This window comes from Actinopolyspora alba, assembly GCF_900112765.1.
Taxonomy (GTDB): Bacteria; Actinomycetota; Actinomycetes; order Mycobacteriales; family Pseudonocardiaceae; genus Actinopolyspora; species Actinopolyspora alba.
The window spans coordinates 65,560-89,936 of the sequence record NZ_FOMZ01000005.1 but is presented as its reverse complement, the minus strand read 5'-3'; the positions used below and the strand labels follow the sequence as shown (position 1 = coordinate 89,936).

The 24,377-nt window shown below is 67.3% G+C and carries 15 protein-coding genes; 13 read left to right on the top strand and 2 right to left on the bottom strand.

The features are described from left to right. Positions 1-763 precede the first annotated feature (763 nt). Positions 764-4,246 carry a DNA-directed RNA polymerase subunit beta gene (gene rpoB / locus BM150_RS08555; protein ID WP_092925868.1) on the top strand — a complete coding sequence of 1,161 codons (3,483 nt, stop codon included), beginning with the start codon at positions 764-766 and terminating at the stop codon, positions 4,244-4,246. Between the two features lie 92 nt (positions 4,247-4,338). Then, positions 4,339-8,250, top strand: coding sequence for a DNA-directed RNA polymerase subunit beta' (locus BM150_RS08550; RefSeq protein ID WP_092925866.1), 3,912 nt, complete (start codon positions 4,339-4,341; stop codon positions 8,248-8,250). 340 nt (positions 8,251-8,590) lie between these two features. On the opposite strand, the gene BM150_RS08545 is transcribed toward BM150_RS08550, so the two are convergent. Together BM150_RS08545 and pdxR are read right to left on the bottom strand one after the other, a co-directional pair. Next, positions 8,591-9,043, bottom strand: a complete 453-nt coding sequence (locus BM150_RS08545; protein ID WP_092925864.1) for a DUF6319 family protein — start codon at positions 9,041-9,043, stop codon at positions 8,591-8,593. Positions 9,044-9,189: 146 nt separating this feature from the next. Then, on the bottom strand, positions 9,190-10,608 hold the full coding sequence (pdxR, locus tag BM150_RS08540) for a MocR-like pyridoxine biosynthesis transcription factor PdxR (protein ID WP_092925862.1): 1,419 nt from the start codon (positions 10,606-10,608) through the stop codon (positions 9,190-9,192). Positions 10,609-10,653: 45 nt separating this feature from the next. On the opposite strand from pdxR, the gene BM150_RS08535 reads away from it, so the two are divergent. The 11 genes from BM150_RS08535 (at position 10,654) to rplB (ending at position 24,374) form a co-directional block, all read left to right on the top strand. Further along, entirely contained in the window at positions 10,654-11,133 is a 480-nt protein-coding gene (locus tag BM150_RS08535; RefSeq protein ID WP_092925860.1) for a carboxymuconolactone decarboxylase family protein, read from the top strand. Positions 11,134-11,433: 300 nt separating this feature from the next. Next, positions 11,434-16,053, top strand: a complete 4,620-nt coding sequence (locus tag BM150_RS08530) for an ADP-ribosylglycohydrolase family protein (RefSeq protein ID WP_092926261.1) — start codon at positions 11,434-11,436, stop codon at positions 16,051-16,053. Positions 16,054-16,581: 528 nt separating this feature from the next. Continuing rightward, complete coding sequence (gene rpsL / locus BM150_RS08525; RefSeq protein ID WP_043570381.1) at positions 16,582-16,956, top strand: 30S ribosomal protein S12; 375 nt, start codon at positions 16,582-16,584, stop codon at positions 16,954-16,956. Next, positions 16,956-17,426: a 30S ribosomal protein S7 gene (rpsG, locus tag BM150_RS08520; protein ID WP_092626238.1), complete on the top strand. Its 471-nt coding sequence runs from the start codon at positions 16,956-16,958 to the stop codon at positions 17,424-17,426. Before rpsL ends, rpsG begins: the two co-directional genes overlap by 1 nt. 79 nt (positions 17,427-17,505) lie before the next feature. Beyond that, the gene (fusA, locus tag BM150_RS08515) at positions 17,506-19,608 is read left to right on the top strand and encodes an elongation factor G (protein ID WP_092925858.1); all 2,103 of its coding nucleotides are present in this window, start codon (positions 17,506-17,508) and stop codon (positions 19,606-19,608) included. 161 nt (positions 19,609-19,769) lie between these two features. After that, positions 19,770-20,963, top strand: coding sequence for an elongation factor Tu (tuf, locus tag BM150_RS08510; RefSeq protein WP_092925856.1), 1,194 nt, complete (start codon positions 19,770-19,772; stop codon positions 20,961-20,963). 522 nt (positions 20,964-21,485) lie between these two features. Further along, complete coding sequence (rpsJ, locus tag BM150_RS08505) at positions 21,486-21,791, top strand: 30S ribosomal protein S10 (RefSeq protein ID WP_017976809.1); 306 nt, start codon at positions 21,486-21,488, stop codon at positions 21,789-21,791. Between the two features lie 51 nt (positions 21,792-21,842). Next, on the top strand, positions 21,843-22,493 hold the full coding sequence (gene rplC / locus BM150_RS08500; protein WP_092626232.1) for a 50S ribosomal protein L3: 651 nt from the start codon (positions 21,843-21,845) through the stop codon (positions 22,491-22,493). Beyond that, the gene (gene rplD, locus BM150_RS08495; RefSeq protein ID WP_092925854.1) at positions 22,493-23,191 is read left to right on the top strand and encodes a 50S ribosomal protein L4; all 699 of its coding nucleotides are present in this window, start codon (positions 22,493-22,495) and stop codon (positions 23,189-23,191) included. The genes rplC and rplD overlap by 1 nt, the downstream gene beginning before the upstream one ends. After that, entirely contained in the window at positions 23,188-23,487 is a 300-nt protein-coding gene (gene rplW, locus BM150_RS08490) for a 50S ribosomal protein L23 (RefSeq protein WP_043570394.1), read from the top strand. Before rplD ends, rplW begins: the two co-directional genes overlap by 4 nt. 47 nt (positions 23,488-23,534) lie before the next feature. Continuing rightward, positions 23,535-24,374, top strand: coding sequence for a 50S ribosomal protein L2 (gene rplB / locus BM150_RS08485; protein ID WP_092626226.1), 840 nt, complete (start codon positions 23,535-23,537; stop codon positions 24,372-24,374). Positions 24,375-24,377 lie beyond the last annotated feature (3 nt).

The following is a 24,377-nucleotide window of genomic DNA, read 5'->3' as shown; positions in this document are numbered from 1 at the left end:
CCGTGTCACCGCCGGTGCGAAACCGGGGCCGGCTCCTGGAGGCCGGCAGCGTCCATAGAGTAGGATCATGATTCCGCACGGTCACCTCTCGATCGTGCCATGCCCGCTGCTCGCTGCAGACGATACGAGCGTCCCGTGCGGCTCCGCCGGGGTATCGGTCAAAAATTCGCGTCGGTTGTCCGCACTGTGGGAATACACAACGTTTTTCCGGCGTTCGAGCGCTGTCGGGTGACGAGTAACGGGGCGGTGTTCGTGGCGGCGGGGAAGGCGCTCGCGCCTCCTGGGGGGCCTCGCGGTCGCCGATCGCCGAAGGAGTGGAGCGCGGACGATGTGACGCCGATCGCGGCGTACAGTGACAGCAGCAGCGCACGGAGTGGTTCCTAACCACATCGAGTGATCCTGTTTTCCGTCGGGAGAGTGATGCGGTGTGGAGCTCTTGACTCACGGCCTCCGGGAGGTCACGCTTGTTCCCGGCAGACGCCGGAGCGGACGACGCAGGAGATGAACCAGCGGGTGAAGCGGTGATCATCGGGGCGGGCAGTACTGGCCCCCTCTCGACAGCGGGCGACACGCGCGCTAGACTGCTACGTTGCGCTGCCCGCATTCTCCGTTCCCTGGCCTGAGGACTCAGTAATGGACCCCTGCGCTGGGGTTTTCCGGATTGCGGGCGCCATTGCACCCTTGACAGCCGTGCTATCCGGACACTTACACCCAACGCTCCGGAAGCGGTTGCAGCCAGTTCAGAGTCCCGGAAGGACGCATCTTGGCAGTCTCCCGCGCGACCAAGGTCTCTGCAGCTTCCAACTTCACGAGGGGGATCCCTGGGGCCCCCAGGCGGGTCTCATTCGAGAAGATCCGTGAGCCGCTGGAAGTACCAGACCTGCTCGATCTGCAGGTCCAATCCTTCGAATGGCTCGTCGGTGACGAGGCCTGGTTCCAGCGCCGGGTCGATGCCGGCGAGGAAATGCCCGTTGGTGGTCTGGGAGAGGTCCTCAACGAGATCTCCCCGATCGAGGACTTCTCGGGCTCCATGTCGCTGTCCTTTTCCGACCCGCGGTTCGATGAGGTCAAGGCCTCCATCGAGGAGTGCAAGGACAAGGACATGACCTACGCGGCTCCGCTGTTCGTCACGGCGGAGTTCATAAACCAGACGACGGGCGAGATCAAGAGCCAGACCGTCTTCATGGGGGACTTCCCCGTGATGAGCGACAAGGGCACCTTCATCATCAACGGCACCGAGCGTGTCGTGGTCTCGCAGCTGGTCCGGTCGCCCGGCGTTTACTTCGACCAGACCGTCGACAAGTCGACCGACAAGGACGTCTACAGCGCGAAGATCATCCCGAGCAGGGGTGCCTGGCTGGAGTTCGACGTCGACAAGCGCGACACCGTCGGTGTGCGGATCGACCGCAAGCGCAGGCAGCCGGTCACCGTCCTGCTCAAGGCACTGGGATGGACCGCCGAGGGCATCCGTGAGCGGTTCGGCTTCTCCGAGACGATGCTGTCGACCCTGGAGAAGGACCACACCTCGGGCCAGGACGAGGCCCTGCTGGACATCTACCGCAAACTGCGCCCCGGCGAGCCACCGACGAAGGAGAGCGCGCAGACGCTGCTGGAGAACCTCTTCTTCAAGGAGAAGCGTTACGACCTCGCCCGCGTCGGCCGCTACAAGGTCAACAAGAAGCTCGGCATCGACCTGCCGTTCACCTCGGGCGTGCTCACGCACGACGACATCGCCACCACCATCGAGTACCTGGTCCGGCTGCACGCCGGCGAGAACTCGATGGGATCCGAGGACAACGACGTCCCGGTCGAGCTCGACGACATCGATCACTTCGGTAACCGCAGGCTGCGCACCGTGGGTGAGCTGATCCAGAACCAGGTGCGTGTCGGCCTCTCCCGGATGGAGCGCGTCGTCCGCGAGCGCATGACGACCCAGGACGTCGAGGCGATCACACCGCAGACACTGATCAACATTCGCCCGGTCGTCGCCGCGATCAAGGAGTTCTTCGGCACCTCGCAGCTCTCCCAGTTCATGGACCAGACCAACCCCCTGGCCGGCCTGACGCACAAGCGCAGGCTCTCGGCACTGGGGCCGGGCGGTCTCTCCAGGGAGCGTGCGGGCGTCGAGGTTCGTGACGTCCACCCCTCGCACTACGGCCGGATGTGCCCGATCGAGACACCGGAAGGGCCGAACATCGGTCTGATCGGTTCGCTGGCCACCTTCGGCCGGGTCAATCCGTTCGGGTTCATCGAGACTCCCTACCGCAAGGTGGTCGACGGTGTGGTCACCGACCAGGTGGACTACCTCACCGCCGACGAGGAGGACCGCTACACCAAGGCGCAGGCCAACACGCCGATCGACGACGACGGCAACTTCCTCGAGGACCGCGTGCTCGGCAGGCGCAAGGGCGGCGAGGTCGAGCTGCTCGCCCCCACCGAGATCGAGTACATGGACGTCTCGCCGCGTCAGATGGTCTCGGCGGCCACGGCGATGCTGCCGTTCCTGGAGCACGACGACGCCAACCGCGCCCTGATGGGTGCCAACATGCAGCGGCAGGCGGTTCCGCTGCTGCGCAGCGAGTCCCCGCTCGTCGGTACCGGCATGGAGCTCCGTGCCGCCGTCGACGCGGGCAACGTCATCACCGCGGAGAAGGCGGGTGTCGTCGAGGACCTGTGCGCCGACTACCTCACGGTCATGGACGACGACGGCAACCGGCGTACCTACCGGCTGCAGAAGTTCGCCCGGTCCAACCACGGGACCTGCATCAACCAGAAGCCCATCGTCAACGAGGGCGACCGGGTCGAGGCAGGGCAGGTCATCGCCGACGGTCCCTCGACCGAGGACGGCGAGATGGCGCTGGGCAAGAACCTGCTCGTCGGCATCATGCCGTGGGAGGGGCACAACTACGAGGACGCGATCATCCTCTCCCAGCGGCTGGTGCAGGACGACGTGCTCACCTCGATCCACATCGAGGAGCACGAGGTCGACGCCCGCGACACCAAGCTGGGCTCCGAGGAGATCACCAGGGACATCCCGAACGTCTCCGAGGACGTGCTCTCCGACCTCGACGAGCGCGGCATCGTCCGCATCGGTGCCGAGGTCCAGGGCGGCGACATCCTCGTCGGCAAGGTCACTCCCAAGGGCGAGACCGAGCTGACCCCGGAGGAGCGGCTGCTCCGCGCGATCTTCGGGGAGAAGGCCAGGGAGGTCAGGGACACCTCGCTGAAGGTGCCGCACGGTGAGACCGGCAAGGTCATCGGCGTCCGCGTGTTCAACCGCGAGGAGGACGACGAACTCCCGCCCGGGGTCAACGAGCTCGTCCGGGTCTACGTGGCCCAGAAGAGCAAGATCCAGGACGGTGACAAGCTCGCCGGTAGGCACGGCAACAAGGGTGTTATCGGCAAGATCCTGCCGATCGAGGACATGCCGTTCACCAAGGACGGCACCCCGATGGACATCATCCTCAACACTCACGGTGTGCCGCGGCGTATGAACATCGGGCAGGTCCTGGAGACCCATCTCGGCTGGATCGCCTCGCAGGGGTGGTCGATCGACGGGGATCCGGACTGGGCGAAGAAGATCCCCGAGGAGCTCTACGACGTCGAGCCGGGTACCAAGACGGCCAGCCCGGTCTTCGACGGTGCTCGCGAGGAGGAGATCACCGGTCTGCTGTCGTCGACGAGGCCGAACCGCGACGGGGAGCGCGTCGTGGACGGCGACGGCAAGGCGATGCTGATCGACGGGCGCAGCGGGGAGCCGTACCCGCACCGCGTGGCGGTCGGCTACATGTACATCCTCAAGCTGCTGCACCTGGTGGATGACAAGATCCACGCACGGTCGACCGGGCCGTACTCGATGATCACCCAGCAGCCGCTGGGCGGTAAGGCCCAGTTCGGTGGCCAGCGCTTCGGTGAGATGGAGTGCTGGGCGATGCAGGCCTACGGTGCCGCCTACACGCTGCAGGAACTGCTGACGATCAAGTCCGACGACGTGCTCGGTCGCGTCAAGGTCTACGAAGCGGTCGTCAAGGGTGAGAACATCCCAGAGCCGGGTATTCCGGAGTCGTTCAAGGTGCTGCTCAAGGAGTTGCAGTCGCTGTGCCTGAACGTCGAGGTGCTCTCCAGCGACGGTGCCGCCATCGAGATGCGGGACGGTGACGACGAGGACCTCGAACGCGCGGCGGCCAACCTCGGCATCAACCTGTCCAAGAACGAGGCCCCCTCGGTCGACGACGTCGTCAACTGACCTCGTCGCCGGTTCGCGGCAGCCCGCAGTGGCCGCCGCGAACCGGCCCCACGTCCACCCGGCACACACCCAACAAAGGGAGAAGATCCGACGTGCTTGACGTCAACTTCTTCGACGAACTCCGTATCGGACTGGCGACCGCCGACGAGATCCGCCAATGGTCGTACGGCGAGGTCAAAAAACCCGAGACCATCAACTACCGCACCCTCAAGCCGGAAAAGGACGGCCTTTTCTGCGAGAAGATCTTCGGGCCCACCCGGGACTGGGAGTGCTACTGCGGCAAGTACAAGCGAGTCCGGTTCAAGGGCATCATCTGCGAGCGCTGCGGTGTCGAGGTCACTCGCGCCAAGGTGCGGCGTGAGCGGATGGGCCACATCGAGCTCGCCGCCGCGGTCACGCACATCTGGTACTTCAAGGGTGTGCCGAGCAGGCTCGGTTACCTGCTCGACCTGGCGCCCAAGGATCTCGAGAAGATCATCTACTTCGCGTCGTACGTGATCACCTCGGTCAACACCGAGATGCGGCACAACGACATGCCGACGCTGGAGAGCGAGATCGGCGTCGAGCGCAAGAACATCGCCGACCAGCGTGACTCCGACCTGGAGGCGCGGGCGCAGAAGCTCGAGTCGGATCTCGCCGAGCTCGAGACCGAGGGCGCCAAGAGCGATGTCCGCCGCAGGGTCAAGGAGAGCGGCGAGCGCGAGATGCGCCAGATCCGCGAGCGGGCGCAGAAGGAGATCGACAAGCTCGACGAGATCTGGGAGACCTTCACCAAGCTGGAGCCTCGCCAGCTGATCTCGGACGAGTCGCTGTACCGCGAGCTCTACGACCGCTACGGCGAGTACTTCACCGGCGGCATGGGCGCCGAGTCGATCGAGGCCCTGCTCGCCAACTTCGACATCGACGCCGAGGCGGAAGGACTGCGCGAGGTCATCCGCAACGGCAAGGGGCAGAAGAAGCTGCGTGCCCTCAAGCGGCTGAAGGTCGTCGCCGCGTTCCAGACGACCAAGAACAGCCCGCAGGGCATGGTGCTGGGCGCGATCCCGGTGATTCCGCCGGACCTGCGCCCCATGGTGCAGCTCGACGGTGGCCGCTTCGCGACCTCCGACCTCAACGACCTCTACCGCAGGGTCATCAACCGCAACAACCGCCTCAAGCGTCTGATCGACCTCGGCGCCCCCGAGATCATCATCAACAACGAGAAGCGGATGCTGCAGGAGTCGGTCGACGCGCTGTTCGACAACGGCAGGCGCGGCCGTCCGGTCAGCGGTCCGGGCAACCGGCCGCTGAAGTCGTTGTCCGACCTGCTCAAGGGTAAGCAGGGCCGTTTCCGGCAGAACCTGCTCGGTAAGCGCGTGGACTACTCCGGCCGTTCGGTGATCATCGTCGGTCCGCAGCTGAAGCTGCACCAGTGCGGTCTTCCGAAGGAAATGGCGGTCGAGCTGTTCAAGCCGTTCGTCATGAAGCGGCTGGTCGACCTCAACCACGCGCAGAACATCAAGTCCGCCAAGCGGATGGTCGAGCGGCAGCGCCCGCAGGTCTGGGATGTGCTCGAGGAGGTCATCTCCGAGCACCCGGTGCTGCTCAACCGTGCGCCCACGCTGCACCGGCTGGGTATCCAGGCGTTCGAACCGCAGCTCGTGGAGGGCAAGGCGGTGCAGCTGCACCCCCTGGTCTGCGAGGCGTTCAACGCCGACTTCGACGGTGACCAGATGGCGGTTCACCTGCCACTGTCCGCCGAGGCCCAGGCCGAGGCCAGGGTGCTGATGCTGTCCAGCAACAACATCCTCTCGCCCGCTTCGGGACGTCCGCTGGCCATGCCGCGACTGGACATGGTCACCGGGCTGTACTACCTGACCCGCCAGGTCGACGGTGCCACCGGTGAGGGACACGCCTTCTCCTCGTACGACGAGGCGTTGATGGCCCACGATCGGGGATCGCTCGACCTGCAGGCGATGGTCAGGATCCGGATGAAGGACGTCGTCCCGACCAAGGACGACACGCCCGAGGACTGGGAACCCGGCAGCTCGCTGACGCTGCGAACCACCCTCGGCCGCGTGATGTTCAACGAGCTGCTGCCGGCTGACTACCCGTTCGTGAACCGGCTGCTGCCGAAGAAGGCCCAGGGTGCGATCGTCAACGATCTCGCCGAGCGCTACCCGATGGTCTCGGTCGCCCAGACGCTGGACAAGCTCAAGGACGCGGGTTTCTACTGGGCCACCAGGTCCGGTGTCACCACCGCGATCTCCGATGTGATCGTGCCGCCGAACAAGAAGGAGATCCTCGACTCCTACGAGGAGAAGGCGGACCAGGTGGAGAAGCGCTACCGGCGCGGTGCGCTCTCCCACGTCGAGCGCAACGCCGAGCTCGTCAAGGTCTGGAACGCGGCCAAGGACGACGTCTCCGAGGCGATGGAGAACAACTTCCCGGATGACAACTCGATCAGCATGATCGTGAAGTCCGGTGCCGCCGGGAACATGTCCCAGGTGGTGCAGCTCGCCGGTATGCGTGGACTGGTCTCCAACCCCAAGGGTGAGTACATCCCGCGCCCGATCAAGACCAACTTCCGAGAGGGTCTGTCGGTGCTGGAGTACTTCATCTCCAACCACGGTGCCCGCAAGGGTCTGGCCGACACCGCGCTGCGTACCGCCGACTCGGGATACCTGACCCGTCGTCTGGTCGACGTCTCGCAGGACGTGATCGTGCGCGAGAACGACTGCGGCACCGACCGCGGTATCCGGATGCCGATCGGCGAGACCACGCCGGACGGCAAACTGGTCCGCGAGCAGCACGTCGAGACCAGCGTCTACGCCCGGATGACCGCCGAGGACGTCACCGACTCCGACGGCAACATCCTGCTCACCAGGGGCTCGGACCTGGGTGACCCCGCCATCGAGACACTGATCTCGGCCGGTGTGAGCACCGTGCGGGTCCGCAGCGTGCTGACCTGCGAGTCCGGTTCGGGAGTCTGCTCCTACTGCTACGGCCGGTCCATGGCCACCGGCAAGCTCGTCGACGTCGGCGAGGCGGTCGGCATCGTGGCCGCCCAGTCCATCGGTGAGCCGGGTACGCAGCTGACCATGCGTACCTTCCACCAGGGCGGTGTCGGCGGTGACGACATCACGGCCGGTCTGCCGCGTGTGCAGGAGCTGTTCGAGGCCAGGTTGCCGAAGGGCAAGGCGCCGATCGCCGACGCCTCCGGACGGGTCAAGCTGGAGGACAACGACCGCTACTGGAAGATGACGCTCACCCCGGACGACGGCGGTGAGGACATCACCTACGACAAGCTGTCCAAGCGGCAGCGGCTCGCGGTTCTCAACGTGGGTGGCACGGAGCGCCAGCTCGAGGACGGTGACCACGTCGAGGTCGGGCAGCGGCTCATGGAGGGTGCGGTCGATCCGCACGAGATCCTGCGCGTGCTCGGCCCGCGGGAGGCACAGTTGCACCTGGTCCGCGAGGTGCAGGAGGTCTACCGCTCGCAGGGTGTGGGCATCCACGACAAGCACGTGGAGGTCATCGTCCGGCAGATGCTGCGTCGTGTGATCATCATCGACTCCGGCGCCACCGAGTTCCTGCCCGGTTCGCCGGTCGAGCGGGCGCAGTTCGAGTCGGAGAACCGCCGCGTGGTCTCCGAGGGCGGCGACCCCGCCTCCGGCCGTCCGGTGCTGATGGGTATCACCAAGGCGTCGCTGGCGACCGAGTCGTGGCTGTCGGCGGCCTCCTTCCAGGAGACCACCAGGATCCTGACCAACGCCGCGATCGAGGGCGCCAGCGACAAGCTGATCGGTCTGAAGGAGAACGTCATCATCGGTAAGTTGATCCCGGCCGGTACCGGTATCAACAAGTACCGCAACATCCAGGTGCAGCCGACCGAGGAGGCACGGGCCGCGGCCTACGCGATCCCGTCCTACGACGACGGCTACTACGCGCCGGACGTGTTCGGCCCGGGTACCGGTGCCGCGGTTCCGCTGGACGACTTCGACTTCGGTCGCGACTACCGCTGACGCGAAACGGTGCGCCGAACCGGGAAGTGTTCGGCGCACCGTCGTGGTCGCCAGGCTCCCTGCTCGTCTCCTCCGAGCAGGGAGCTTTTTTCGAAGGGTGGCGGCTCGCGTTGCTCGGTTGAGCCGGTGGCGCGGCGATTTCGCGAGAAATTGACGCGGTCCGAAACACCGCGGCTACGCGGCTCGCACCGCCGCGGTTTCCCCGGTGCGGCTCTCGCGAGGAAGGCCCGACGTTGTGTAGGTCGCTACCCGATGTCGGGCCTCCCGGAGCGAGAGCCGTGCGAGAGGTTCCGCCGAGCGATCCCCTCCGCAACCGAGCCGGAAATGCTCGAACCGGAGGTCAGCTCTCCAGATCCTCCAGCGTCTTGCGCACCCGCTGCAGTTCCGCCTCCAACTCGGCCAGCCTGGCCTCGTGCTGCTGGCGGGCCTCGGAAAGCACCGACTCGATCGCTTCCGAGATGTCGTCGTGCAGTTCACCGGCCGCCTTGGAAACGGCGGAGGCGGCGATCGGGAGTCCCTGCACGATCTTCTTGCCCGCGTGCGTCAGGTCGGCCTGCCACTCGCCCTCGGCGGTTCCACTGACCGTCAGCGTCAGTTCCACCTGACGTGTCTTGCGCGCACCGGTCTGCTTGCGCCCCTTGGTCTTTTTCTGGGTGCCCTGCTCCGCGCTGCCGTTGCTCGCCTCGGCGTTCTCGGTTCCCCGCTCCGCATCCCCCTGCTCAGTGGCGCCCTGGGGGGTGACGTTCTGTTCGGCGGTGGGCTGCTCGGTGGTCACGTCTTGTTGTTCGTTCACGTTTCCTCTCTCGGTCACACCAGCGAAAAAGGTCAGGATAGAACGCCTGTTCGATACTGCTTCGTGCGGTACTGCCGTGGTCACGGCGGGAATAGGCCCTGATAGCCAACGCCCCGACTCCGTCGTCGTGCCCTCGAGTCTCCGGTTCAGCTCTCCGACAGGACACTCAACAACGTTCGCAGCGCCGGCCCGAACGCGTGTCCCGGCGGAGCGGCGTAACCGATCACCAGACCCTCCTGTCGCCGCCGGTCGTCCATCCAGTGTTCGGCGAGACCTTCCACCGCCACGGAATGCCGACGCAGTCGTCGCAGCACCCGTTGTTCGGAAAGCCCTTCCGGATCCAGTCGCAGCGTCAGGTGCAGGCCTGCCGCGATCCCCGCGGGATACAGCTCGTGGCGCACCTCGGATTCGGTGAGCGCGGCCACGATCCGCCGTCGCCGTCGCTCGTAACCGGCCCGGCAGCGCCGCACATGTTGATCGTAGCTTCCGGAGCGCAGCATCTCGGCGAGGGTGAGTTGTTCCGTCACCGGGGGTGTCCGGTCGCCGTCCGCCTTGCGTTCGCGCACCGGCTCCACCAGTCGCTCCGGCAGCGCCAGCCAGGCGAGCCGAAGTCCGGGCGCCAGGGTTTTGCTCGCCGTTCCGGCGTAGATCACCTGTTCGGGTGCCCACCGCTGCAGCGCCCCGACCGGTTCGCGGTCGAACCGGAACTCACCGTCGTAGTCGTCCTCGAGGACCAGCCTGTCCTCGGTTCGCGCGAGCCTGCTCAGTTCGGCGCGTCGTGCCGCGGACATGGTCACCCCCAGCGGGTACTGGTGTGCCGGTGTCACCACGAGGACGGGGCTGTGCGAACCACGCGGATCGAAGCCGGACTCGTCCAGCGGGACCCCGTTCACCCGCAGCCCCGCCTCGGCCGCGATCTCGCGCAACTTCGGCAGCGACGGGTCCTCGAAGTCCACCGAAGGCGTCCCGCGCCGCAGCAGCACCTCCGCGAGGACCCGCAGCGCCTGGCCGTAACCGCCGAACACGGCGATCCGCTCCGGTGAGGTGCGAACTCCCCGAACCCTCCCCAGGTACTCGGCCAACGCCTCCCGCAGCAGCGGATGTCCGGCCGGGTGGCCGTAGTCGAGCTCAGCCGCGGGCACGTGGCGGAGCACGCGTTGCTGGGCGGCCAGCCAGTCGGAACGGGGGAACATGCTCAGGTCCGGTTTCCCGGGGCGCAGGTCCCATTGGAGGTCGGTGGGTCGCCGGACCGGTGACTCCCTGGCGTGTCGGCGGATCGGGGGCTCGGTGTCGGCGACGACGGTCGAGGCCCCCTGCCGGGTGAGGAGCAACCCCTCGGCCACGAGCAGCTCGTAGGCGCGGGTGACGGTGCCCCGGGACACTCCGAGGTCGCCGGCCAGGTCCCGGGTGGAGGGAACTCTGCTTCCCGGCGGGAGCCTGTCCTCGCGGATCGCGGTTCGCAGTGAGGCTGCAAGCTCGCCGCTGCCCACTCTCGCCCGGGGCTCCAGGTGGAGGTCGATACCACCCGGCCCGGAGCGATCCGAACTGGACCTGTCGTCACGCATCGAACTGGACCATATCCGCGTCCCGCGAGTGCATAGATTCGCACCATGACCGAACAACGCATGAACCTCGCCGAAGCCACCCCGGAGGTCTACCGGGCGATGCGGAACCTGGAGCAGTCGATCCAGGAGGAGCTGAAACGAGCCGGTGTGGAGAAGGAGATCTACGAACTGGTCAAGATCCGGGCCTCGCAGCTCAACGGCTGCGCGTTCTGCCTGGACATGCACTTGTCGGACTCGCGCGAGCTCGGCATCTCCCAACAACGGCTCGACGTGCTGCCCGCCTGGCGGGAGGTGGAGCTCTACTCCGAGCGGGAACGCGCGGCGTTGGAACTGGCCGAGGCGGTCACACTCGTGAGTGAGAGCCACGTCGACGACGAGGTCTGGCAGCGGGTGCTCGGCACTTTCTCCGAGGCGGAGGCGGCCGTGCTGACCTGGGCCGCCACGGGCATCAACAGCTGGAACCGGCTGGCGATCACCTCGCGCGCGCAGCCGCCGCGGCGGGGTCGGGCCGAGGGATCGGACTGATCGGTTCATCGTGGGATCGGGTTCCCGCCCGGTTGGTACTCTTTCGGTCGTGGCGGTGATCCGGATTCCCCGGTACTTCGGATCACTCCGGCCGCGAGCCGATCGGTCCGGGTCGTTCGTCATCGGGTCGTTCGCGGTGGAACGCGAGAACGGGTGAACTTCCTGGAGCCGCTCGACGTGATCGTGCGACTGTCGGAACCGGACACCCGGCGGGTGTCCGGACGCCGTCGTTATCGGCCACGTCGAGCGTTTTCGGATTCGCGGCCCGGCAAGACCGAACCGAGCAGGAGTAGCCCCCCGATGACCGACAGGCAGTCCAGGCCCGCCCAGGCCGGCGGCCAACCCGGTGCGGTCCGGCAGTTGAGCTGGTCGGACCGACTGCGCGGCGCGTTGCTCGGCGGAGCGGTCGGTGACGCGTTGGGTGCGGGGGTTCGTGGTTGGAGTTCGTCAGCCATCCGGCAGTGGCTCGGCCCGCGCGGTGTCGTGGACAACCTGCCCGTGTTCGGTAACCGCGGTGGTGTCACGGATCTGACCCAACTGACGGTGTTCACCATGGACGCCCTGCTGCGTGCCCGTGCCACGGGGGAGCAGGATCCGCTTCCGGTGATCCGTGCCAACCACCTGGCCTGGTTGTACACCCAGGGAGTGCCCTGGCCGTACGCCATGTCCGGCTACTGGCGCAGTCATCCCGAGCCCACGGGTTGGTTGCTCGGCAGATCGGAGCTTTTCTCCACCCGGAATGCCGGTGGTCCCGCGCTTCGCACGCTGTCGGCGTTGACCGACCGGGTACCGGCCGAACAGCTCACCCCCGGGCAGCCCTCGGCCGTTCCACCCGAGGAACAGCCCTTCGCGGACTGTCTGGTGTGGACTGCCCCGGTGATGGTCTGGAGCGGCGAGGCCCGGACAGTCAACGCGGTGGCCTCGCGGGTTCCGGGGCTGCTGACCTCGCACTACGAGACCCGTGCCGCCTGCGCGTTGCACTCGGACGTGCTCGGCGCGCTCATCAACGGCATCCCGCTGTGGGACGCGGTGCGCTCCTGGGAGCTCCACCGTTCGCAGCTGGAGCAGGGCGTGCCGCCCGCTGGGGTGCTGCGGACGTTGCACGCGGCCGTGTTCACCGCTCGGCAGGGCGGACCGGTCGATCCGCGTGTGCTGGACATCGAGTTCTGCCCGTCCAACGGGCTGGGGGAGCTGGGGATCGCCTTCGCCTCGGTGGCCTCGGCGGCCACGTTCGCGGACGCGGTCACCGCCGCGGTCAACCACTCCGCGGACAGCAGCATCGCCGGGGCGCTGGCCGGCCAGTTGGCCGGGGCGATACACGGTGCGGCGGCCATTCCCGAACGGTGGGCGGCCGAGCTGGAGATCCGCGAGATCGTCAACACCCTGTCCACCGACGCGGCGGAGGCGTTCGCCCCGCCACCACCCACCCCGAAGTGGGCGCAGCGTTACGTCGACGACAGCGCCGAGCGGGCACGCGGCCTGGATTCCCCCGCCTGGACGGTGGACGCGGCCGCCCCTCCCACCCAGGTGCTGCCCGCGATCGGGAAGGAGCACCAGCCGCCCCCCGAACCGGCCGTCGGTTCCGAACCGGCCGCCCGGGCGGAGAACGACGCCGGCGACCCCGCCGCGGAGAGCGCCACGGCTCGGCCACCCGTGCGGGGAACCGATCCGGGAACCGACCGGATCGTGTTGCGCGGGAACCCCGAACATTCCCCGGCCCCCGAACATCCCCCGGATTCCGAACACCTCCCGGGCTCCGAGGCGACCGCGAGTTCCGAGCACGTTCCCGAGTCCCCGTGGCAGGAGCCAAGCGGGGCGAGCGCGGGCAGCGGTGGCTCCGGGCCGGTGGGAGACATCGCCGACATCGACCGTCCGGAGAGCACGCCCGTTCCCAGCGTGGACGAGGGAGTCGCCGACTCGACCGACCCGCTGGCGCGGGGGTATCTCGCTCCTTCGCGAGAAGAGCACCCCGCCGCGTCGGACACCTCGCACGGCGAGACCGCCTCCCCCGAGGAATCCGGTGACGGGAGTGGCGAGCGTGCGGATCCGTTCGCGTCGCAGGACGCCGAAACATCGGCCGCGCCGCGGATCCGGTTGCCCGGTGTCGACCAGCTGCCGCCGTTACCGGGCAGCAGGACCACCGGAGCCCCGCCCGCCGAGACGGCTTCACCGGAGCTGTCCTCGGTGCTCGACTCGTCCCCGGACGTGCCGTGGCCACCGGAAACCGATCGATCGGTTCGGCCGTCCACGGCGGAATCGGTGGACGAGGCGGGGGCGACGGACCGGGAAGGCGCCCCGGAGGTCTCCGAGCCCAGCGATGGGCCGTTCGTGACACCGCCCACTCCCGCTCGGGACGGTTCCGGCGTGGACGAGAGCGTTCGGCAGCCTTCCGCCGGGCGAGAGAACCCTGGGGACTCCGACCCCGTCGTCGACGCGGAGACCGATCACCCGTGGCCCGAACCGGCCACGTGGGGCGCGGACGCGACGACAGCCGCTCCTGGCCAGGGGGTCGATCTCGGACAGGGAACCGGGGACGGTCCCGGTGAACAACCCGTCGAATACGTTCCCGACATCCCCGTCGAGTACCCCGCTGAGCCTGTCGAGTACCCCGCTGAGCCTGCCGAGCCCCTGGCCGAGCCCCCGGTGGAGGGGGACGACTCGTCGATCGAGTCCACCCACCGTGCGTCGGGTGATGCCTCCGCCACCGAGGCGCAGTCGAGTGGCACGCATGTCGGGGGAGGGCACGCGATCGCCGAGGACGCCGATGCGGCCCCTCGCTCACTGACCGAACGAATCCTGGGGTGTCTGCTGGGTGGAGCGTTGGGAGATGCCCTGGGGGCGGGTCTCACCCCGCTGAGTGCCGAGGAAATCGCCGATCGCCACGGTGCGGCGGGTCCCGCCGATCTTCCGGAGTACGCCGGGGCGCCCGGATCGGTGACAGCGGCTACGCAGACCGTGCTGTTCAGCACCGAGGGGTTGATTCGTGCCTGCACCGGGCACTCGGACTCACCGGACGCCGTGGACCCGCTGCCGGAGTCGCGGCTCGCGGCCCAGCGCTGGCTGTACAGCCAGGGCGTTTCCTGGCGGTGGGCGCTCGGTGGCCTGGCCGACGATCACCCGGAGCCGGACGGTTGGCTGGTCGAGGTCCCCGAGCTGTTCGCCGTGCGTTCGCCCGGTTCAGCCGTGTACAGCGAGCTGGAGGCGTTCGGTGAGCGTTCCGCGCACGGTGAGCAGACGGCTCCCGTGGACAACTCCACCGGTTGTGGCGCGCTCGTACGGGCCACCCCGGCCGCCTTCTGGTCCGCCGAACCCGTGGAGGTCTTCGAGGTAGGGGTGCGGCTGGCCTCGCTGACCCACGGCCATCCGAGCGGTTATCTGCCCGCGGGGGCGTTCGCGGTGATCGTGCAGCAGGCCGTACTGGGCAAGGGGCTCGACGAGGGGGTCTGGCTGGCGCTGCAGGTGCTGGAGACCTGGCAGGGACACGAGGACACCAGTGCGGCGCTCGCCACCGCGGTGGATGTCGCCGCCGAGGGCACGCCGGATCCCGAACGGCTCGCGCGGCGGTTGGGCGGTGGCCGGAGCGCGGCGGAGGTGCTCGCCATAGCCGTGTGCGCGACGTTGGCGTCGGAGGACGTGCGTGGTGCGCTGCGCGTCGCGGTTCGCCACTCGGGTAACAGCAGTGCGAGCGGAGCGGTCTGCGGTTCCATCGTCGGCGCGTTGTTGGGTGTGGGGGCGTTGCCGATGGATTGGCTGGCCGAGCTCGAACTCCGCGAGGTCGTGCAGCGGATGGCGATGGACTGCGTCGCGGCCTTCGACGCTCGACTGCGCCCGGAGGAGAACTCCGATGCGAGCTCTCCCGCCTCGGACGGTGAATGGCGTCGCAGGTATCCCTCCCGGATCGTCGGGGAGGGCGAGGTGGGCTCGGCCCGTCCCGGGCAACGGTCTTCGAGCGAGGAGTCGTCCGGGGCGTTCGCGGAGCCGGACGTGCCCGGGGAACCTCCCGCCCCGGCCCCGGAAGCGGGGCGGCGCGACGGGAGTTCGCCGCTTCCCGGTACGGAGCGCGCGTTCGACGGGCCCGCGACGTCAGCCGCGCGGGAGCCGGACTCCGACGCCGTGGCCTCCCCGGAAGCTCGCGCGGTCCACACCGGCGCACTCGGCGCCCCCGAGGAGCACGATCCAGCGGACGTCGACAACGCGGAGCGCCGGGTTCCCGAGGAGCCCGAGCTCGTCGCGGAGCTTTCCGAGGCGCCCGCCGCGACGGGAAGTGATGAACGCGTCGCCTTCGACACCCCGGTTCCGGTCGAGCCCTCGGACTCGTGGTTCGAAACCGGGCGGGCGTCGAGTCCCGGAACCGGTTCCGGAGGGAGCACCGGATGGACCGAACCCGGCGAGCCGGAAGCGGGTTTCGATGCCGGCGCGTTCGGTTCGAACGCGCCGGAAGGTGGGGAAACCGTCGATCACTTCCCCGGATCGGATGATGTTCGACGAACCCACGTGATACCGGCCGTGTCCGACGGTGCCGGTCACCCTGATGTCTCCGCTCGCCCCGCGGCGGCCGGGCACATCGACGGCCCCGGGGACTCCGAGGCCACCGGCTATCCCGACGTCCCCGGCCACCCCGGCGCGGTCGTTCGCGACGGCACGGTCCCGGACGACGGTGACTCCGAATCCGCCGTGGCGGCTCCCCGGAGAACCGGCGCGGCTCCGGGGGGTGGCCCCGACCGGGGCGTCGACCTCGGTCCCGAGACTCGGCCGGAGCCCGAAGGGCGGGCGGCCGGTTCCCACGAGGCGGAACCGCGTCCGCGAGCGGGGCGCGGTGATCAGGGAGTGGGTGGCGAGCAGTCGCATCACCCCAAACCGGCTCCTCGACGGATCAACAGCGTCAGCTCCGGGCAGCTCGATGTGCTGGACGATTCCTGACCGGGTTTTCCGCGCGGGAGTGCGAAGCGGGAGAACCGCGGGTGGGGCGGCTCGGGGGAAGTGCTCGGGCATCCACAGTGCGGGAGCCGGGTGGCCAGGTGCTCGCGCTCTCTTGCCTTCCGCAGTAAAGTCGGGTGCGGACGTTGGCGAGTCGGGCGCGCACCCCCGTTTTGACCCTCCGCAAACGGGGCAGGTATCTTTATGACTTGGACCCGAAACCCCTCGGGTCACTCCGCATGTCCGTGCGCGAGAACCGCCCGCGTGGTCGGCGGGGGAGCGCCCGTGGATGGTGCGGAACTCTCCTGACGGCCCACCGGGGCACTGCCCGCTGGGACGCCGCCCCGCCGAACGGCTGAGGAACGGGCGACACGCCCGACCTCGTGTCGCGGGTGAGGGCGCGGGAGAGGCCCAAGTACACAGAGACCTACGTACGCGGTGCTCGGCGCCAGGGGTGCGAACGGTGCTCGAACGAGCGCTGCTGTTAACGAGTACCACCAAGACGCGAACGCTCGAGAAGAAAGCCGGTCCATGCCCACCATCCAGCAGCTGGTCCGAAAGGGCCGCCACGACAAGGCCGCGAAGGTGACGACCGCGGCGCTCAAGGGAAGCCCGCAGCGCCGTGGTGTGTGCACCCGCGTGTACACCACGACTCCGAAGAAGCCGAACTCGTCACTGCGCAAGGTCGCTCGTGTCAAGCTCACCAGCGGCGTCGAGATCACGGCCTACATCCCCGGCGAGGGGCACAACCTGCAGGAGCACTCGATCGTGCTCGTCCGCGGTGGCCGTGTGAAGGACCTCCCAGGTGTCCGCTACAAGATCATTCGCGGTTCGCTCGACACGCAGGGCGTGAAGAATCGTAAGCAGGCTCGCAGCCGGTACGGAGCGAAGAAGGAGAAGAGCTGATGCCCCGGAAGGGTCCTGCACCGAAGCGGCAGCTGAACGCCGATCCCGTGTACAGCTCGCCGCTGGTCACTCAGCTGGTGAACAAGGTCCTGGTGGACGGCAAGCGCTCGCTCGCCGAGCGCATCGTCTACTCCGCGCTCGAGGGGTGCCGCGAGAAGACCGGCACCGACCCGATCGTGACGCTCAAGCGCGCGCTGGACAACATCAAGCCCTCGCTGGAGGTACGCAGCCGCCGCGTCGGTGGCGCGACCTATCAGGTCCCGGTCGAGGTGCGCGCGGGCCGCTCCACCACGCTGGCCCTGCGCTGGGTGGTTCGTTTCTCCCGGCAGCGTCGTGAGAAGACGATGACCGAGCGCCTGACCAACGAGCTGCTCGATGCCAGCAACGGTCTCGGTGCGAGTGTCAAGAAGCGCGAGGACACGCACAAGATGGCGGAATCCAACAAGGCTTTCGCGCATTACCGGTGGTGAGGCCGGGCACGGCTGTATTGCCCGCCTCGGCTCACCGATTCGACGGCTTCAGGCTTGCTGTAGGAACGGGGACTAACTCGTGGCACGCGACGTGCTGACCGACCTGACCAAGGTCCGCAACATCGGCATCATGGCCCACATCGACGCGGGCAAGACCACCACGACCGAACGGGTTCTGTACTACACCGGGATCAACTACAAGCTCGGTGAGGTACACGACGGCGCCGCGACGATGGATTGGATGTCGGAGGAGCAGAAGCGGGGTATCACGATCACCTCGGCTGCTACCACGACGTTCTGGCAGGAACATCAGATCAACCTCATCGACACCCCCGGGCACGTCGACTTCACCGCCGAGGTGGAGCGTTCGCTGCGCGTGCTCGACGGCGCCGTCGCCGTGTTCGACGGCAAGGAAGGGGTCGAGCCCCAGTCCGAGCAGGTGTGGCGCCAGGCGGACAAGTACGGCGTCCCGCGCATCTGTTTCGTCAACAAGATGGACAAGATGGGCGCCGACTTCTACTTCACCCTCGGCACCATCCGGGAACGACTCAACGCCAAGCCGCTGGTGCTGCAACTGCCCATCGGCAGCGAGTCCGACTTCGAGGGTGTTGTCGACCTGGTCAGCATGAAGGCGCTGACCTGGCGTGGTGACGTGGCCAAGGGCGCGCAGTACGAACTCGAGGACATCCCGGCCGATCTGGTCGAGACCGCCAACGAGTACCGCAACGAGCTGCTCGAGTCGGTCGCCGAGTCCAGTGAAGAGCTCATGGAGGCCTACTTCGGCGGTGAGGAACTGACCGTCGAGCAGATCAAGCAGGGCATCCGTGCGCTCACGCTGAGCCAGGAGGCCTTCCCCGTGCTGTGCGGGACCGCCTTCAAGAACAAGGGCGTGCAGCCGATGCTGGACGCGGTCGTGGAGTACCTCCCCTCGCCGCTGGACATCCCCGCGGTGCAGGGCGTGCTGCCGGGCTCAGGCGACGCCGCCGAGCGGCAGGCCAGCACCGAGGAGCCCTTCTCGGCCCTGGCGTTCAAGGTGGCCGTGCACCCGTTCTACGGCAAGCTCACCTACGTCCGGGTCTACTCGGGCAAGATCGAGCAGGGCGCCCAGGTGATGAACTCCATCCGGGACCGCAAGGAGCGCATCGGCAAGCTGTTCCAGATGCACTCCAACAAGGAGAACCCGGTCGAGGAGGGACAGGCCGGGCACATCTACGCGGTCGTCGGACTGAAGGACACCAGCACCGGTGACACCCTGTGCGACCCGCAGAACCAGATCGTTCTGGAGTCGATGAGCTTCCCCGACCCCGTCATCGAGGTCGCGATCGAGCCCAAGACCAAGGCCGATCAGGAGAAGCTGTCCACCTCGATCCAGAAACTCGCCGAAGAGGACCCGACCTTCCAGGTCAAGTTCGACGAGGAGACCGGGCAGACCATCGTCAAGGGCATGGGTGAGCTCCACCTCGAGGTCCTGGTCAACCGGATGAAGACCGACTTCAAGGTCGAGGCCAACATCGGCAAGCCGCAGGTCGCCTATCGCGAGACGATCCGCAAGTCGGTCCAGAAGCACGAGTTCACGCACAAGAAGCAGACCGGTGGTTCCGGTCAGTTCGCGCGTGTGGTCGTCAACCTGGATCCGATCGAGCAGAGCTCGGAGAGCGCGACCTACGAGTTCGACAACCAGATCACCGGTGGGCGTATCCCCCGCGAGTACATTCCGTCGGTGGACGAGGGCGCGCAGGACGCCATGCAGGTCGGTGTGCTGGCGGGCTATCCGATGGTCGGTGTCAAGATGACCTTGGTGGACGGCCAGTACCACGAGGTGGACTCGTCGGAAATGGCGTTCAAGGTCGCCGGTTCGATGGCGATGAAGGAGGCCTGCTCCAAGGCCAGTCCCGCGCTGCTCGAACCGTTGATGGCGGTCGAGACGACGACACCCGAGGAATACATGGGTGAAGTCATCGGCGACCTCAACTCCCGCCGTGGTCACGTTCAGGCCATGGAGGAGCGTGGCGGTTCCCGCGTTGTCAAGGCGCTGGTGCCGCTGTCCGAAATGTTCGGGTACGTGGGCGATCTGCGTTCCAAGACGCAGGGTCGCGCGAACTACTCGATGGTGTTCGACTCCTACGGCGAGGTTCCGGCGAACGTGGCCAAGGAGATCATCGCGAAGGCCACGGGGGAGTAACTCCGCTGTGGCCCGACATCGGCCCGTTTCCGCGCTCGGGACAACGGGCCGATGGCACAACCCGACAGGATTCCGCCCGGAGCTGGCTCCCACGCGAGAGGGCGCGTGACCCGAGCCCGTGGCGGGGCGGAAATTGATGACGAGTCCAGGAGGACATTCCAGTGGCGAAGGCGAAGTTCGAGAGGGACAAGCCGCACGTCAACATCGGGACCATCGGTCACGTTGACCACGGCAAGACCACACTGACCGCGGCTATCACCAAGGTCCTGCACGACAACCACCCGGACCTGAACCCCTACACGCCTTTCGAGGACATCGACAAGGCGCCGGAGGAGAAGGACCGCGGGATCACGATTCAGATCGCGCACGTCGAGTACCAGACCGAGGCGCGGCACTACGCCCACGTGGACGCTCCGGGCCACGCGGACTACGTGAAGAACATGATCACGGGTGCCGCCCAGATGGACGGTGCGATCCTGGTCGTGGCCGCCACCGACGGCCCGATGCCGCAGACCCGCGAGCACGTGCTGCTGGCGAAGCAGGTCGGCGTCCCCTACATCCTCGTCGCGCTGAACAAGGCCGACATGGTCGACGACGAGGAGATCATGGACCTGGTCGAGATGGAGGTCCGTGAGCTCCTCAGCGAGCAGGACTTCCCGGGCGACGACGTACCGATCGTCCGTGTCTCGGCGCTGAAGGCCCTGGAGGGCGACGCCGAGTGGGGCCAGAAGATCATGGAGCTGCTCAACGCGGTGGACTCCAGCGTTCCGGACCCGCAGCGTGCCACCGACCAGCCGTTCCTGATGCCGGTGGAGGACGTCTTCTCCATCACCGGTCGCGGGACCGTGGTCACCGGCCGTGTCGAGCGCGGTGTCATCAAGGTGAACGAGAACGTCGAGATGGTCGGCATCAAGGAGAAGCCGATCAGCACGACCGTCACCGGTGTCGAGATGTTCCGCAAGCTGCTCGACAGCGGTGAGGCCGGCGACAACGTCGGTCTGCTGCTGCGTGGTGTCAAGCGTGAGGACGTCGAGCGGGGCATGGTTGTCATCAAGCCCGGCACCACCACCCCGCACACCGAGTTCGAGGCGCAGGTCTACATCCTGTCCAAGGACGAGGGCGGCAGGCACACGCCGTTCTTCAACAACTACCGTCCGCAGTTCTACTTCCGTACCACCGACGTGACCGGTGTGGTGACCCTTCCCGAGGGCACCGAGATGGTCATGCCCGGTGACAACACGGAGATGTCGGTGCAGCTCATCCAGCCCATCGCCATGGAGGAAGGGCTGCGCTTCGCGATCCGTGAGGGCGGCCGTACCGTCGGCGCGGGTCGCGTCATCAAGGTCACCAAGTGAGGGCAGGGTTCCGGACCCGGTGGTGACCGGACCCGGAACCCACCCCGATTCAGGGGCGACGCACTCGGTGTGTCACCCTGAACGGGTTGCCTGTTGAGGCGGCCGAACTTCCTGACCCGTGTGAATCACGGTTCGTGATCGGTTCGGCCGCTTCGACGTGGGCACGCCGTTGCCGTGGATTTCCTTCGCGGGGCGGCGTTCCGGTTGCGCGGGTGCCGCCGGACAGACGTTCCGGCCGGGGCCGATTAGGTGGCAACCCGAGGTGTACGGATCCGAGGATCCATCTCATCGGCGTGGATCGATGGGACCGGTTGCGTCGCGCGGGCGACACGCCCGACCGCGTGTACCGGGCACCCAGACACCTGAACAGGGGCGGGCTGCGAAACCGTGGTGTCGCGTTCGCGAGATCGGGCAGGTACGTGCGCTTCAGCACGTGGCCGCCGGGTCGCCGCGACGTCGGCGCCGGGTCTGCGCACCGCGCTAGGTACTAGCGGCACGAGACTAGAGGAACGGCAAGCCACTATGGCGGGACAGAAGATCCGCATCCGGCTCAAGGCCTACGACCACGAGGCGATCGACGCGTCCGCGCGCAAGATCGTCGAGACCGTGACGCGCACCGGCGCTTCGGTCGTCGGGCCGGTGCCGCTGCCTACCGAGAAGAACGTCTACTGCGTCATCCGCTCCCCGCACAAGTACAAGGACTCGCGGGAGCACTTCGAGATGCGGACGCACAAGCGACTCATCGACATCGTCGAGCCGACACCCAAGACGGTGGATGCGCTCATGCGCATCGACCTGCCGGCCAGTGTCGATGTGAATATTCAGTGAGCGGTCGACGCGCATTCGTTTCAGTGACAGGCGGCGGAGAGAACGAGACCCATGTCTGAAAGGCAGATGAAGGGGATTCTGGGCACCAAGCTCGGGATGACCCAGGTCTTCGACGACAACAACCGGGTTGTCCCGGTGACGGTCGTGCAGGCCGGGCCCAACCTGGTGACCCAGATCCGTACCAACGAGAACGACGGCTACCAGGCCGTGCAGCTGGCGTTCGGCGCCATCGATCCGCGCAAGGTGAGCAAGCCACGTGGTGGCCAGTTCGCCCGTGCCGGAGTGACGCCGCGTCGTCACCTGGTCGAGCTGCGCACCTCGGACGCCAACGACTACGAACTCGGCCAGGAGCTGAAGGCCGACGTGTTCGAGTCGGGTGCCCAGGTCGACGTGGTCGGCACCAGCAAGGGCAAGGGCTTCGCGGGCACGATCAAGCGGTACAACTTCGGCAGGCAGCCGATGAGTCACGGTACCCAGGCCGTGCACCGCAAGCCGGGCTCGATCGGTGGTTGCGCTTACCCCGCCAGGGTGTTCAAGGGCAAGAAGATGCCCGGCCGTATGGGCGGCAACCGCGTGACCACCCAGAACCTCAAGGTTCACCGGGTCGACGACGAGTCCGGACTGCTGCTGATCAAGGGTGCCATTCCCGGCCCGAACGGTGGCCTCGTGCTGGTCAAGAGCTCTACGAAGGGTGGTGCGTGATGGCCGCGAAGCTCGACGTCCGTACCCCGGAAGGCAAGACCGACGGGCAGGTCGATCTGCCCGCGGAGCTGTTCGACGCGCAGGCGAACGTGCCGCTGATGCACCAGGTCGTGACCGCACAGCTCGCGGCGGCCCGGCAGGGCACGCACTCGGTCAAGACCCGCGGCGAGGTCTCCGGCGGCAGCAAGAAGCCGTACCGCCAGAAGGGGACCGGTAACGCCCGGCAGGGTTCGATCCGCGCCCCGCAGTTCGTCGGCGGTGGCACGGTGCACGGCCCGACCCCGCGTGACTACTCGCAGCGCACGCCCAAGAAGATGAAGGCCGCCGCCCTGCGCGGTGCCCTCTCCGACCGGGCGCGTTCCGAGCAGCTGCACGTCATCAATCAGGTGACGACCGGTGACAAGCCCTCCACCAAGGAGGCCAAGGCCGCGCTGCGCAACGTCACCGACGCCCGGCGCGTGCTGGTGGTGCTCAACCGCACCGAGGAGAACGCGTGGCTGAGCCTGCGCAACCTTCCCCACGTGCACATCATCGACCCCGGTCAGCTGAACACCTACGACGTTCTGGTCAACGACGACGTCGTGTTCAGCAAGGAAGCCTTCGAGCGTTTCGTCGCGGAACGGTCTCCGGGTCGTTCGGCCAAGACCGCGGTCACTTCCGACGCGACTTCGAGTCAGGCTGAGGAGGCAGACCAGTGATCCCCGATCCGCGAGACATCATCATCGCGCCGGTGATCTCCGAGAAGAGCTACGGCCTGATCTCGGAGAACCAGTACACGTTCCTGGTGCGCCCGACCTCCAACAAGACCGAGATCAAGATCGCGGTCGAGAAGATCTTCGGCGTGCAGGTCAAGAGTGTCAACACGATCAACCGCCAGGGCAAGCGCAAGCGGACCCGCACCGGTTTCGGCAAACGCAAGGACACCAAGCGGGCGATCGTGACGCTGTCCCCCGATAGCAAGCCGATTGAGATCTTCGGCGGTTCGGCCGCCTGAAGCGGGCGTTCGCAACCGACCGAAGGAGACTGAGGACTGCGATAGAGATGGGCATTCGCAAGTACAAGCCGACGACGGCGGGCCGTCGCGGTTCGAGCGTGGCCGATTTCTCCGAGATCACCCGATCCCACCCGGAGAAGTCGCTGGTCCGTCCGCTGCACGGCAAGGGCGGCCGGAACGGGCACGGCAGGATCACCACTCGGCACCAGGGTGGCGGTCACAAGCGTGCTTACCGCGTGATCGACTTCCGCCGCAACGACAAGGACGGTGTGCCGGCCAAGGTCGCGCACATCGAGTACGACCCCAACCGGAGCGCGCGCATCGCGCTGCTGCACTACCGGGACGGCGAGAAGCGTTACATCATCGCGCCGAACAAGGTCCAGCAGGGCCACATGGTGGAGAGCGGGCCGCGGGCCGACATCAAGCCGGGCAACAACCTGCCGATGCGCAACATCCCCACCGGTACGGTGATCCACGCCATCGAGCTGCGCCCCGGTGGTGGGGCGAAGATCGCTCGTTCGGCGGGCACCAGGGTTCAGCTGGTGGCCAAGGAAGGGCCTTACGCCCAGTTGCGGATGCCTTCGGGCGAGATCCGCAACGTCGATGTCCGCTGCCGGGCCACTGTTGGCGAGGTCGGTAACTCCGAGCACTCCAACATCAACTGGGGCAAGGCGGGTCGTAACCGCTGGAAGGGCAAGCGCCCGACCGTCCGCGGTGTCGTCATGAACCCGATCGACCACCCGCACGGCGGTGGTGAGGGACGCACCTCCGGTGGTCGTCACCCGGTCAACCCGAAGGGTAAGCCCGAGGGTCGTAGCCGCCGCAGCAAACCCAGTGACAAGCTCATCGTTCGGCGCCGTCGCACCGGCAAGAAGAAGCGGCGCTGAGCA